The organism is Kribbella sp. NBC_00662 (assembly GCF_041430295.1).
In the GTDB taxonomy this organism is placed as follows: domain Bacteria; phylum Actinomycetota; class Actinomycetes; order Propionibacteriales; family Kribbellaceae; genus Kribbella.
In genome coordinates this window covers 662,147-675,443 of the sequence record NZ_CP109029.1, presented here as the reverse complement: position 1 = coordinate 675,443, position 13,297 = coordinate 662,147, and the positions used below count along the sequence as shown (strand labels likewise).

General features: G+C 69.2%; 10 protein-coding genes. 9 read left to right on the top strand and 1 reads right to left on the bottom strand.

Going from position 1 to position 13,297, the window contains the following annotated elements:
* The first annotated feature begins 30 nt into the window (after window positions 1-30).
* From OHA10_RS03385 to OHA10_RS03375, 3 genes are all read left to right on the top strand, one after another.
* The gene (locus tag OHA10_RS03385; protein WP_371404703.1) at window positions 31-1,110 is read left to right on the top strand and encodes a hypothetical protein; all 1,080 of its coding nucleotides are present in this window, start codon (window positions 31-33) and stop codon (window positions 1,108-1,110) included.
* 162 nt (window positions 1,111-1,272) lie between these two features.
* On the top strand, window positions 1,273-2,724 hold the full coding sequence (gene glmU, locus OHA10_RS03380) for a bifunctional UDP-N-acetylglucosamine diphosphorylase/glucosamine-1-phosphate N-acetyltransferase GlmU (RefSeq protein ID WP_371404702.1): 1,452 nt from the start codon (window positions 1,273-1,275) through the stop codon (window positions 2,722-2,724).
* Window positions 2,725-2,755: 31 nt separating this feature from the next.
* Window positions 2,756-3,736 carry a ribose-phosphate diphosphokinase gene (locus OHA10_RS03375; RefSeq protein WP_371404701.1) on the top strand — a complete coding sequence of 327 codons (981 nt, stop codon included), beginning with the start codon at window positions 2,756-2,758 and terminating at the stop codon, window positions 3,734-3,736.
* Here the strand turns inward: OHA10_RS03375 and OHA10_RS03370 are convergent.
* Window positions 3,733-4,407, bottom strand: a complete 675-nt coding sequence (locus tag OHA10_RS03370) for a hypothetical protein (protein WP_371404700.1) — start codon at window positions 4,405-4,407, stop codon at window positions 3,733-3,735. The genes OHA10_RS03375 and OHA10_RS03370 overlap by 4 nt on opposite strands.
* Window positions 4,408-4,541: 134 nt before the next feature.
* Here OHA10_RS03370 and OHA10_RS03365 point away from each other — a divergent pair, with 134 nt between their 5' ends.
* The 6 genes from OHA10_RS03365 to mfd all read left to right on the top strand — a co-directional run bounded on the left by OHA10_RS03365 (window position 4,542) and on the right by mfd (window position 13,280).
* Window positions 4,542-6,509: a sensor histidine kinase gene (locus tag OHA10_RS03365; RefSeq protein WP_371404699.1), complete on the top strand. Its 1,968-nt coding sequence runs from the start codon at window positions 4,542-4,544 to the stop codon at window positions 6,507-6,509.
* Window positions 6,510-6,540: 31 nt separating this feature from the next.
* Window positions 6,541-7,194, top strand: coding sequence for a response regulator transcription factor (locus OHA10_RS03360; RefSeq protein WP_371404698.1), 654 nt, complete (start codon window positions 6,541-6,543; stop codon window positions 7,192-7,194).
* A gap of 163 nt (window positions 7,195-7,357) precedes the next feature.
* A complete protein-coding gene (locus OHA10_RS03355) occupies window positions 7,358-8,119 on the top strand; it encodes an NAD(P)-binding domain-containing protein (RefSeq protein WP_371404697.1) in 762 nt (253 codons plus the stop codon).
* A 269-nt stretch (window positions 8,120-8,388) separates the two neighbouring features.
* A complete protein-coding gene (locus OHA10_RS03350; RefSeq protein ID WP_371404696.1) occupies window positions 8,389-9,033 on the top strand; it encodes a 50S ribosomal protein L25/general stress protein Ctc in 645 nt (214 codons plus the stop codon).
* 45 nt (window positions 9,034-9,078) lie between these two features.
* The gene (pth, locus tag OHA10_RS03345) at window positions 9,079-9,654 is read left to right on the top strand and encodes an aminoacyl-tRNA hydrolase (protein ID WP_371404695.1); all 576 of its coding nucleotides are present in this window, start codon (window positions 9,079-9,081) and stop codon (window positions 9,652-9,654) included.
* Complete coding sequence (mfd, locus tag OHA10_RS03340) at window positions 9,651-13,280, top strand: transcription-repair coupling factor (protein WP_371404694.1); 3,630 nt, start codon at window positions 9,651-9,653, stop codon at window positions 13,278-13,280. The genes pth and mfd overlap by 4 nt, the downstream gene beginning before the upstream one ends.
* Window positions 13,281-13,297: the final 17 nt, after the last annotated feature.

Below are 13,297 nucleotides of genomic sequence, written 5' to 3'. Positions count from 1 at the left end.
GTAGGAGACGCACACTCGGAGGGAACCGTTGTGAGACTGAAGAAGAGCATGCTTGCCGCGATGGCTGGGGTCGTCGTGAGCGCGTTGGCGGCAGGGCCGGCCGCGGCATCCGACGTACCGTTGCGGTGGGCAACGACTGCGACGCATCGGCAGCCGGCGACGTTCAACGACGTGGCGAGCGGGGCGGGTGTGACGTGGGCGGTCGGTGGCGATCAGGTGGAGGACTTCAGCGACCAGCGCCCGTTGGCGATGCGTTGGGACGGGAAGGGCTGGAAGGCGACCGCGCAGCCGGTGAAGACCAACGCGACGCTGGAGAGCGTCGCGGTGGGTGCGGCGGGCAACGTCTGGGCAGTCGGTGAGGACCGGACGGATCCGAACCAGACCAAACCCCTTGCCATGCACTGGAATGGCGCGAAATGGCAGGTCGTCAAGCCGCCCGCCGTAACGACCGGATCGTTCGACGATGTCGTCATCGCGCCCGACAAGTCGGTCTGGGTCGCTGGGTGGGCAAACGTCGGCGGCACCGAGCGGGCCGTGGTCTATCGGTACGCCGGCGGGACGTGGCAGGCGTTGTACGCAGGGCTCGAGAACTCGATCAACGGCAACGTCCTCGCCGTACTGTCCGCGAACAACGCGTGGCTCGGGCTGAACGCCGGCCTCGCGCACTTCGACGGCAAGCGCTGGACGCTGGTGAAGGACGTACCGGTCGACGGCTCCCAGATCCCGACCGGCATCGCGGTCGCCGGCCCGAAGAACATCTGGCTCGTCGGCGTCCAGTACAACTCCGGGATCGCCCCGCTCGCCCTCCACTACAACGGCACGAAGTGGACCCAGGTCCCCGTCCCGGCGGGCATGGCCCAGCTGTACGACGTCGTACTCCGGAACAACCGCCCCGTCGCCGTCGGCGAACGCTTCGAGGGCGACAACTCGACCGCCAAGCCCTACGTCCTCCAACTCAACGGCTCGAAATTCGTCAAGGCCCCCGCCCCCACTGCCCCAACGGGCACCCTCACCGCCATCACCACCACCAAAGACCGAACCTGGACCGTAGGCATGACCGCCACCTCCACCGGCACCCCGTTCTCGGCCCTGGCCGCCTACACCCCCTGACCGGTCACCGAGCGTCCCGGGCACGACGGAGGGTGAGATCGGTCTCCTTGAGGCGGGGGTGGGGTTCGGATCTTGAGCAAGTAGGCTTGCGCGGGCACTGCATCGGGTGCCCATGCTGATACTTGTTGAAAGAACTCGCAGGGAACTCGAGGAGAAGACCGCGTGACTTCCCATCGCCCCGCGGCGGTCGTGATCATGGCCGCCGGGCTCGGAACCCGGATGAAATCGGCGACGCCGAAGGTGCTGCACGAGATCGGCGGGCGCAGTCTCGTCGGGCACGCCGTCGTCGCCGCCCGGGCACTCACCCCCGAACACCTGGTCGTCGTGGTCGGCAGCGGCCGCGAGCTGGTCGAGGCGCACCTGAAGGAGGTCGACCCCGACGTCCGGACCGCCGTCCAGGAGCAGCAGCTCGGCACCGGCGACGCGGTCCGCGCCGGGCTGACCGTCGTACCGCAGGACTTCGACGGCTCGGTGATCGTCACGTCGGGTGACGTTCCGCTGCTCGAGGCGGAGACGCTGCACGACCTGGTCGCCGACCACGACAAGCAGGGCAACGCGGTCACTGTCCTGACCGCGCGGGTCCCCGACCCGACCGGGTACGGGCGGATCGTCCAGGGCGAGGACGGCGCGGTGGACGCGATCGTCGAGCACAAGGACGCCACCGCCGAGCAGCGCGAGATCCAGGTGATCAACGCCGGCATCTACGTCTTCGATTCGGTCACGCTGCGTGACGGTCTGAGTCGCCTCACCACGGACAACGCGCAGGGCGAGCTGTACCTGACCGACGTCATCTCGATCGCCCGGAACGACGGCAAGCGCGTCGGCGCGCACGTCACCGACGACGCGATGCAGACCGAGGGCGTGAACAACCGCGTCCAGCTGGCCACGCTCGGCGCGGAGCTGAACCGCCGTACGCTCGCCAAGCACATGCTCGAGGGCGTCACGATCGTCGACCCGAACACCACCTGGGTCGACTCCACCGTCGAGCTGGCCCGCGACGTCACCCTCCTGCCGAACATCCAGTTGCACGGCGCCACCACAGTCGGCAGCGGTACGACGATCGGCCCGGACACCACGCTGACCGACGTCGAGATCGGCGAGAACGCCACGGTCATCCGCACCCACGGCTCGCTCGCGGTGATCGGCGACGGCGCCTCGGTCGGCCCGTTCGCGTACCTGCGGCCGAACACCAAACTCGGCGTCAAGGGCAAGATCGGCACGTTCGTCGAGACCAAGAACTCCACCATCGGCGACGGCGCCAAGGTGCCGCACCTCACCTACGCCGGCGACGCGACGATCGGGGACGGCGCGAACATCGGCGCCGGCACCATTTTCGCGAACTACGACGGCGTCGCGAAGCACCCGACCCACGTCGGCAAGCACTCGTTCATCGGCAGCAACTCGGTGATCGTCGCTCCGCGCACGATCGCCGACGGCGCCTATCTGGCCGCCGGTACGGCGCTGACCGAGGACGTCGGCCCGGGCGAGATCGCGGTCGCGCGCGGCCGGCAACGCAACATCAAGGGCTGGGTCGCGCGTAAGCGGGCCGGCACCAAGACCGCTCAGGCGGCCGAAGCGGCGCTGGCCGAAACGCCGGATGACCAGCAGTCCTGAGCTGTACAGCGAATCAACGGGAGGCGCGGCGATGAGCGGGATGAAACGAACCACCGAGAAGAACCTGATGGTCTTCTCCGGCCGGGCGCATCCCGCGCTGGCCGCGCAGGTCGCCGAGGAGCTCGGCAGCGGTCTGGTTCCGACGCAGGCGTACGACTTCGCCAACGGCGAGATCTACGTCCGGTTCGAGGAGTCGGTCCGGGGCAGCGACGCGTTCGTGATCCAGAGCCACACCTCGCCGATCAACGAGTGGATCATGGAGCAGCTGATCATGGTCGACGCGCTGAAGCGGGCGTCGGCCAAGCGGATCACCGTGGTGCTCCCGTTCTACGGGTACGCGCGGCAGGACAAGAAGCACCGCGGTCGCGAACCGATCTCGGCCCGGCTGATGGCCGACCTGTTCAAGACCGCGGGCGCGAACCGGCTGATCTGCGTCGACCTGCACACCTCGCAGATCCAGGGCTTCTTCGACGGGCCGGTGGACCACCTGATGGCGCTGCCGATCCTGAGTGACTACGTCGGGCAGAAGTACGGCGACCAGCAGCTGGCCGTGGTCTCGCCGGACGCCGGCCGGATCAAGGTGGCCGAGCAGTGGTCGGCCCGGCTCGGCGGCGCGCCGCTGGCGTTCATCCACAAGACCCGCGACATCGACCGGCCCAACGAGACGGTCGCCAACCGGGTCGTCGGTGAGGTCAAGGGCCGGGTCTGCATCCTGGTCGACGACATGATCGACACCGCCGGCACGATCACCAAGGCCGCCGACGCCCTGTACGCCGAGGGCGCCGCCGGGGTGGTGATCGCCGCAACCCATGCGATTCTGTCCGGCCCGGCGGTGGACCGGCTGAAGAACTGCCAGGCCAGTGAGGTCATCGTGACCAACACGCTGCCGATCGCGGAGGACCGCCGCTTCGACAAGCTCACCGAGCTGTCGATCGCTCCGCTGATCAGTCGAGCCATCCGCGAGGTCTTCGAGGACGGCTCGGTCACCAGCCTCTTCGAGGGCCGCGCCTAGGCAGTCCCGCTCCGACGCCACGCGTAGTACGCCGTACCGATGGACGCCGCAACCATCGGTACGGCGGTCAGTAGCCCGACCCACCCGTTGCCGGGGATGACGAACGTCAGCACGATCGTCAGCCACAGCACCGGGATCCACCGCGGTACGGCGTGCGACCGGAACAGCCCGACCGCCTGGACGACCGTGCCCAGCGCGACCAGCAGCGAGCCGATCATCAGCGCGCCCAGCAGATGCAGGGTGTCGTCGTTGATGCGGTCCATGGCCGAGGTCTCGACGCCCGGCGCGGTGGCGAAGTAGTACGTCGCTGCCCACCCGCCAACGCCGACGGCGTACAGCGCAGTACCGATCCACATGATCAGGCCGCCGACCGTCGCCCAGGCCGCACCACGGCGGCGGACGAGGTAGACGGTGAGCAGTGCCTGGGCGAGGACGTTCAGGATCAGGTTGGCGCTGAGGAAGACGAGCAGTCCCCACCAGCGGTCACGGAGCGGCTGGATGTCGCCGTACGTGTAGGTATCACCGCCACCGGCCGGCTCCGGCCAGAGCACGCCACCCGGCAGGGCGGCGAGCGCGGTGAGAGCGAGGACCAGTCCGGCGATTCCGATGCGCCGGCGGGTGACGGGATCTGTGGCCGGTACGACGGACGGACGGGACGTTTCGGTGGACATGTGAACCCCCTTGGTGAGTGCTGACAGTTCAGAGAACCGCTCCGCACCCCTCACCCACATCGGAGCGGGTACGGAGGCAGATCTCCGTGCTGGCTCGGAGCCGTTGAGGGGAATCGCGGCCTTACCCTGACGACATGCGGTGGCCGCGGTGGGTCGCGCTCGGCCTCTCCCTGCTCGGCCTGGCGATGGTCGTGGGGAGCAGCTGGCTCCTGATCGCCTACCGCACAGGTCCGCACACGCTGCGGAACTACGTCTTCTTCGGCGGCGTCGCCACGGCCACCGCCGTACTCGGGCTCGTGATCAGCCTGCGGGTCCCGCGCAACCCGGTGGGCGCACTTCTCACCTGGGTCGGTGTGACAGCGGTCTTCCTGGCCTCGCGGGACGTCTACTTCAGCGCAGTGGTGAGTGATCCGGGCAGACTGCAGCTGGACAGCCAGGTGGTCGCGTGGTTCGACGAGAGCGGCTGGTGGTTGTTCGTCGCGGTCGGTCTGTTGTTGCTGTACTTCCCGAACGGCCGGCTGCCCGGTCCGCACTGGCGGGTACTCCCACCGCTCCTGCTGCTGCTCGGCGCTGCACAGCAGGTGTTCGGCGCCTTCAACTCGACGCCGTTCCTCGAGCCGCTGCAGGATTTGCCCAGGCCGTATGCCCCGATGCCGTTACCGCTCAAGGTCCTCAGCGGTGCTGTCTTCGGTGCGTTGCTCGTTGCTCTGATCGCGGCTGCTGTCTCCGTGGTGGTTCGCTACCGCCGAGCCGACGGCAGAGTGCGTGCGCAGGTCAAGTGGCTGTCCTTGGCCGGTCTGGCCGCTGTGCTCTACCCGTTCGTCTGCGGGGCGGAGCTGATCATCACCGGCCACACCGGTGTCATCGCCACCGTCTTCGCCGTGATCGCCTTGGTGAGCCTCCCGGTGTCGGTCGCCGTCGCGATGCTGCGACACGAGCTGTACGACGTCGATCGCGTGCTGGCCGACACCGTCACCTACGGCATCGTCACGGTCGTCCTGCTCGCTACGTACGCCGCAGCAGCCGGAGTACTCGGAGTGGTTCTCGGACGCGACTCAGCCGTCGTCGCTGCCGCGGCCACAGCCGTGTGTGCGCTGGCCCTGGCTCCGCTGCGCAGTCGCCTGCAGCGTTCGGTCGACCGGCGGCTCTATCCGCCACGGCGTGCTGCGCTGCTGGCGATCGAGGACCTGCAGCGCCGCATCCACACCGAGCAGGCGCAGCCGGAGGAGCTGGAGGACGCTCTGCGTACTGCGCTGCGCGATCCGGGCCTGCGCGTCGGTCTGCTCGTCCCCGGAGCGTCCGGCTTCGTCGACGCGGCTGGTACGCCGGTCCGCGGGCCGCAGCTGGTCCCGGTGATGCTGGGTGGTGCCCAGATCGGCGTACTGGCCTCCGATGCGCTCAATCCCGCCGTACTGAAGGCTGTGGCGGCTGGGGCGGCCAGTCTGGTCGAGGTGACGCGGTTGCGGGCCGAGCTGGCCGGTGCGTTGCGTGAGGTCGAGGCGAGCCGGACACGGCTCGTGCAGGCCGGTGACGCCGAACGGCGACGGCTCGAGCGGGATCTGCACGATGGAGCTCAGCAGCGGCTGGTTTCGCTCGGGATGGCGATGCGGCTGGCGCAGCGGCACCTTGGCGACGGGACGGTCGACGTCGATGGGCTGCTGGACCAGGGGGTCGCGGAGCTGGCGACTGCGGTCGCTGAGCTGCGGCAGATCGCGCATGGGCTGCGTCCGACGAGTCTCGACGACGGTTTGCAGGCCGCGCTGAGTGCGATCACGCAGTCGCTGCCGATTCCGGTGCGGCTGCAGATCCCGTCCGATCTGCCGGAAGAGTTGGCGACGACGGCGTACTTCGTTGCGGCCGAGGCGGTCACGAATGCCGCGAAGTACGCCAACGCGACTGCGATCGCGGTCCGGGTGGCTCGGTCGGGTGACGAAGTCACGGTGCGGATCGAGGACGACGGGTGCGGGGGAGCGTCGCCTCGGCCCGGCTCGGGTCTGAGCGGGATGCTCGACCGGGTCGCGGCGGTCGGCGGTTCGCTGGAGCTCCGCAGCCCCGCCGGCCGCGGTACGACGGTCGAGGTGGTGCTGCCGTGCGGATCGTGAGCCTGGCGGCCAACGCCTGTGGAGGTGCGTTGTGCGAATCGTGATCGGGGAGGACTCGGCGTTGTTCCGGGAAGGGCTGGCGCGGTTGCTGGCCGATGCCGGGCACGAGATCGCGGGTCTGGCGGTGGACGCTCCGAGCCTGATGACGACGGTCGCGCAGACCGCACCGGATCTGGCGCTGATCGACATCCGGATGCCGCCGGACCACACCGACGACGGCGCCCGGGCCGCCCGCCGGCTGCGGATGCAGAACCCGGACCTCGGCATCGTGCTGCTGTCCCAGCACGTCGAGACGCGGCACTCGGTCGAGCTCGTCGCGACGGGCCGGTTCGGGTATCTGCTGAAGGATCGCGTGCTGGCTGTGGATCAGTTCCTCGACGCGCTCGACCGTGTCGCCGCGGGCGGGTCCGCGCTCGACCCCGAGGTGGTCGCGCGGTTGATCGGACGCCAGCGCGCCGACGACCGCCTGGCCCCGCTGACTCCACGCGAACGAGAGGTGCTCGCCCTCATGGCAGAGGGCTGCACGAACGTCGGCATCAGCCGCCGGCTGTTCCTGACCGAACGCACGGTTGAGACACACGTCGGCAGCATCCTGGCCAAGCTCGGTCTGCTCACGAACGACGAACAGCACCGCCGCGTCCTCGCCGTACTGGCCTACCTTGGCGAGCACACAGGGCATGCCTGATAGTCCAGCGCCTACTGCGGGGCACTCGGCACGGCACCTCGCCGCACGGGTGCAAAGGCCACGATGCTCCGCATCGAGACCTTCGCCCCCGCGCGCCGATGCACCGCACCGAGCGCCTCCTCGCTACGGCGCTGGACTATCAGGCATGCCCTAGATTGACGGCATGCGAATCGCCGTCTTCCACCCCGGCGCCATGGGCTCGAAACTCGCCAAGCAACTGGTCACTGCCGGTCACGAGGTGTATTGGGTCCCCGACGGGCGCAGCGAGGCTTCACGGCAGCGCGCCGAGGAAGCCGGTCTGATCGGTACGCCGTTCGCGCAGGCCGTTGAGCGGGCCGAGGTCGTGCTGTGCTCGTGCGCCCCGCAAGGTGCCGTGGATATCGCCAAGCAGGTCGGCAGCGCGGGTTTCAGCGGTCTGTACGTCGAGGCGAATCCGCTGTCGCCGATGTCGTTGCGCGACGCGCAGTCCGCCGTACCGGACGCGACCTTCGTCGACGCCGGTGTGGTCGGGCCGCCGCCGACCGGTGGACCGAGCCCGACCCACCTGATGTTGTCCGGTACCGCGGCTGACCAGGTCGCCGCGTTGTGGGCCGGAACCGCGGTCACCCCGATGGTGGTCGGCACGGAACCGGGTTCGGCCAGCGCGGCGAAGTCGTCGTACGCGCTCTACAACAAAGGCAAGGCGGCGCTGGCGGTGCTGGCGTTCCAGTTGGCCGAGAAGCACGGCGTGACCGAGGCGCTCGTCGCGCAGCAGACCCGCGCCGACGGCGGTTCGCTCAAGGACCCGGCGCTCCCGGAGCAGCTCCGCAGGGTGGCGTGGCGCTGGGGCCCCGAGTTCGACGAACTCGCCGAGACGCTCGACGACGCGGGCCTCGAAGGCGACGCGGCCCGAGCCCTCCGCGAGGTCTGGACCAAACTCACCTGACCGGGTCCGGAAACGGCTCACCAGGGCGGCGGCCGGCAGGGGAGCAAAGTGCCTTGAAAGTACGATTTCCCGTCTGGCCGGAGTGGTGGGTAGACTGTTTTGGTTGCCTCGGCGAGGGACGCCCCCCGAGAAGTGCAGGGCGCGGCTCCGTGATCGACGCGGTGGTTCGTTGCCTGACGCCTTCTCCGGGGTCAGCAGGCGCCCGCTGAGGCCGCAGCCGAGTTCCATCCAGACAACTGATCACCGCAACGCTTTTAGGAGTTCATCTCGTGGCCGAGGTCAAGATCCAAGCCGAATCGCGTACGGAGTTCGGCAAGGGGGCTGCCCGCCGAATCCGCCGGGACAACAAGGTTCCCGCCGTCCTCTACGGCCACGGCAGTGACCCGGTGCACATCACGCTGCCCGGTCACGACACCATGCTGGCCCTCAAGACCGCCAACGCCCTGCTGATGATCGAGGTCGAGGGCGGCGAGTCCCACCTCGCGCTGCCGAAGCAGGTCCAGCGCGACCCGCTGAAGGGCTTCATCGAGCACGTGGACCTGGTCATCGTCCGCCGCGGCGAGAAGGTCCAGGTCGACATCGCGGTGCACCTCGAGGGCGAGGCCGTCAGCGACGCGCTGGTCGTGCTCGAGGCGCAGAGCATCCTGGTCGAGGCCGAGGCGACGCACATCCCCGACGGCGTCACCGTCTCGATCGAGGGCCTGGAGGTCGGCGCCCAGATCCACGCCTCCGACCTGAAGCTCCCGGCCGGCACGACGCTGGCCATCGAGCCGGAGACCCTGGTCGTGAACATCACCGCCCAGCAGACCGCCGAGCAGGCCGAGGCGGAGCTGGCCGAGGCCGAGGCCGAGGCCGGTATCGAGCGCGACGAGCCGAACGCTGCCGAGGAGCCGGTGGCCGCCGCGGCCGAGTAGTCTGCACTCGGCATCAGCAGCCGAACTTCAGGAGGGCCGGGATCCGTGGCGGACGACGTGTGGTTGGTCGTCGGACTGGGGAATCCCGGCCCTTCCTATGCCCGCACCCGGCACAACATCGGGTGCCTGGTGGCCGACGAGCTGGCCGCCCGGACCGGCGGCAAGTGGAAGCAGAGCAAGCAGGTCAAGGCCGAGGTGATCGAGACCCGGATCAGCGGCCTGCGGACGGTGCTGGCCAAGCCCCGCGCGTACATGAACGAGTCCGGCGGCCCGGTCTCCGGGCTGCTGAAGTTCTTCAAGCTCGACCCGGCCAACCTGGTCGTCGTCCACGACGAGCTGGACATCGACTTCGGCGTCCTGCGGTGCAAGTTCGGCGGCGGCGACAACGGCCACAACGGGCTCAAGTCGCTGCGGAAATCGCTTGGCACCGGTGAGTACTATCGGGTGCGGTTCGGTGTGGGTCGTCCGCCGGGCCGGCAGGCGCCAGCCGACTTCGTCCTCAACGAGTTCTCCTCGACCGAACGCAAGGATCTCCCGTTCGCCGTCGACCGGACCGCGGACGCCGTCGAGTCCCTGCTCACCGACGGCCTGGACGCAACCCAAGGGAAGTACAACTCGTGAAACTGAGCGGTCTGGTCGACACCCTGATCACCGATCCGGTGGTGTCCGAGGCCGTTCGTGACGCCAGGAGCGACGGTGTCACGACCCTCGACCTGAGCGCGCCCGGCCCGGTGCGCCCGGTCCTGCTCGCCGCGATCGCCGCGGCCCAGAACGGCGCCGACCGCCCGGTTCTCGCCGTCACGGCCACCTTCCGCGAGGCCGAGGAGCTCACCGAGGAGCTGCAGTGCCTGGTCGAAGAGCCCGGCACGGTCGCCTACTACCCGGCCTGGGAGACCCTCCCGCACGAGCGCCTCTCGCCCCGCTCCGACACGGTCGGGCGGCGGCTCGCCGTACTGCGACGTCTCGCGCACCCCGATCCCTTCGACGAGACCACCGGGCCGATCAAGATCCTGGTCGCCCCGGTGCGGTCCGTGCTGCAGCCGCAGGTCGCCGGCCTCGCTGACCTGAAGCCGGTGCAGCTGCACGTCGGCGACTCGATGGAGCTCGAGGACGTCGTCGAGCGCCTCGCGGGAGCGGCGTACCACCGGGTCGACCTGGTCGAGCGGCGTGGCGAGTTCGCGGTCCGCGGCGGCATCATCGACGTCTTCCCGCCGACCGAGGAGCACCCGCTGCGGGTCGACTTCTTCGGCGACGACGTCGAGGAGATCCGGTACTTCGCGGTCGCCGACCAGCGCTCGCTGGAGATCGCCGAACACGGTCTGTGGGCGCCGCCGTGCCGGGAGCTGCTGCTGACCGACGAGGTGCGTTCACGCGCCGCCGTCCTCGCGAAGGAACACCCCGAGCTGGCCGAGCTGTTCGAGAAGCTCGCCGAAGGGCATGCCGTCGAGGGCATGGAGTCGCTGGCGCCGGTGCTCGTCGACGACATGGAGCTGCTCGTCGACCTGATGCCGGCCGGCGCGCATGTCATCGTCAGCGACCCCGAGCGGGTCCGGGCCCGGGCGCACGACCTGGTCGCGACCAGCCAGGAGTTCCTGGAGGCGTCGTGGGCCGCGGCCGCCGGTGGTGGCGAGGCCCCGATCGACCTCGGCGCAGCGGCGTACATGTCGCTGGGCGACGTCCGGGCGCATGCACTGGGCAAGGGCCTGGCCTGGTGGAGCCTCTCGCCGTTCGCGGCGGCGCCGACGGATACGCCGGAGCTGCGCGACTCGATGGGCGAGCGGGTGTCGTTCGACATCGACGCAGATGCCGGTGCGGTGACCAGCAGGATCCTCGCGGTTCACGAGGTCGATCCGTATCGCGGTGAGACCGCGGCGGCGGCCGAGGACATCCGCGGCTGGCTCCGGGACGGCTGGCGGGTCGTCTGCGTCACCGAAGGCCACGGTCCGGCCCAGCGTCTGGCCGAGGTGTTCTCCGAGGCCGAGCTGCCGGCCCGCGTGGTCGAGGGGATCGAGGAGATCCCCGAGCCGGGTGTCGTGCTGATCTCGCAGGGGCAGCTGGACCACGGGTTCATTGCCGAGGGCATCAAGTTCGCCGTACTCACCGAGAACGACCTGGCCGGGCAGCGGTCCGCGGCCGAACGCCGTTCCCAGCAGCGGATGCCGTCGCGCCGGAAGAAGACGATCGACCCGCTGGAGCTGCAGCCGGGCGACTACGTCGTCCACGAACAGCACGGCGTCGGCCGGTACGTCGAGATGATGCAGCGGACCGTCGGTTCGGGTTCCCAGAAGGCCACCCGCGAGTACGTCGTGATCGAGTTCGCGCCGAGCAAGCGCGGCCAACCGGGCGACCGGCTGTACGTGCCGACCGACCAGCTCGACCAGGTCACGCGGTACGTCGGCGGCGAGCAGCCGACCCTGGACAAGATGGGCGGCGGCGACTGGGCCAAGCGCAAGGGCCGCGCCCGCAAGGCTGTCCGCCAGATCGCCGGCGAGCTGATCAAGCTGTACGCCGCGCGGCAGGCGACCAAGGGCCATGCCTTCGCCAAGGACACCCCGTGGCAGCGCGAACTCGAGGACGCGTTCCCGTTCGTCGAGACGCCGGACCAGCTGGCCACGATCGACGACGTCAAGCACGACATGGAACGCGTCATGCCGATGGACCGGATCGTCTGCGGTGACGTCGGCTACGGCAAGACCGAGATCGCCGTACGAGCCGCGTTCAAGGCAGTACAGGACGGTAAGCAGGTCGCCGTACTCGTGCCGACCACACTGCTCGTGCAGCAGCACTACGCGACCTTCGCCGAGCGGTACGCCGCCTTCCCGGTGAACGTGGCGCCGCTGTCGCGGTTCCAGACCGACAAGGAGGCGAAGGCAACGATCGACGGCCTCGCCGACGGATCGGTCGACGTGGTGATCGGGACGCACCGGCTGTTCAGCGGCGAGGTGGCGTTCAAGGACCTCGGCCTGGTCGTCGTCGACGAGGAGCAGCGGTTCGGCGTCGAGCACAAGGAGCAGCTGAAGCGGCTGCGGACGGCGGTCGACGTACTGACGATGTCCGCGACGCCGATCCCGCGGACGCTGGAGATGTCGATCACCGGTATCCGCGAGATGTCGACGATCGCGACCCCGCCCGAGGAACGGCACCCGGTGCTGACCTTCGTCGGCGCGTACGACGAGCACCAGGTGACCGCCGCGATCCGGCGCGAGCTGCTCCGCGAGGGCCAGGTCTTCGTCGTCCACAACCGGGTGAACACGATCGAGAAGGCCGCCGCGCGGATCCGTCAGCTCGTGCCCGAGGCCCGGGTCTCGGTCGCCCACGGCCAGATGAACGAGCACACGCTCGAGAACGTCATCCAGGGCTTCTGGGAGAAGCAGTTCGACGTCATCGTCTGTACGACGATCGTCGAGTCCGGGATCGACATCTCGAACGCGAACACGATGATCGTCGAGCGCGCCGACCTGCTCGGCCTGTCCCAGCTGCACCAGCTCCGCGGCCGGGTCGGTCGCGGCCGGGAGCGCGCGTACGCGTACTTCTTCTTCCCGCCGGAGAAGCCGCTGACCGAGACCGCGCACGACCGGCTCGCCACGATCGCGCAGCACTCGGATCTGGGCGGCGGCATGGCGGTCGCGATGAAGGACCTCGAGATCCGCGGCGCCGGCAACCTGCTCGGCGGCGAGCAGTCCGGGCACATCGCGGACGTCGGGTTCGATCTGTATGTCCGGCTGGTCGGCGAGGCGGTCGCGGAGTACCGCGGTGACACCCAGGCGGAGGAGCCCGAGGTCAAGATCGAGCTCCCGATCGACGCTCACCTGCCGCACGACTACATCCCGTCCCAGCGGCTGCGGCTGGAGATGTACCAGCGGCTGGCCGCCGTACGGGACTCCGACGGGATCGCGGAGCTGGTCGAGGAGCTGCACGACCGGTACGGCGACATCCCGCAGGCGGTGCTGAACCTGATCGAGGTGGCGAAGTTCCGCAACCACGCCCGCCGGGCGGGGCTGCACGACGTCACGCTGCAGGGGAACATGATTCGCTTCGGGCCGGTCGAGCTGCCCGATTCGAAGGTGCTCCGGCTCAACAGGCTGTACCCGAAGAGTCTGGTGAAGCCGCAGCTGCATACCATTCTGGTGCCGAGACCGGCCACCAGGCCGGTCGGCGGTCAGCCGCTCCGCGACCAGGAGTTGCTGCAATGGTGCACCCGGTTGATCGACGACGTGATCGCCGAACCTATTGTGGTGCCGGCGTGAGACTTATGACGAGCTAC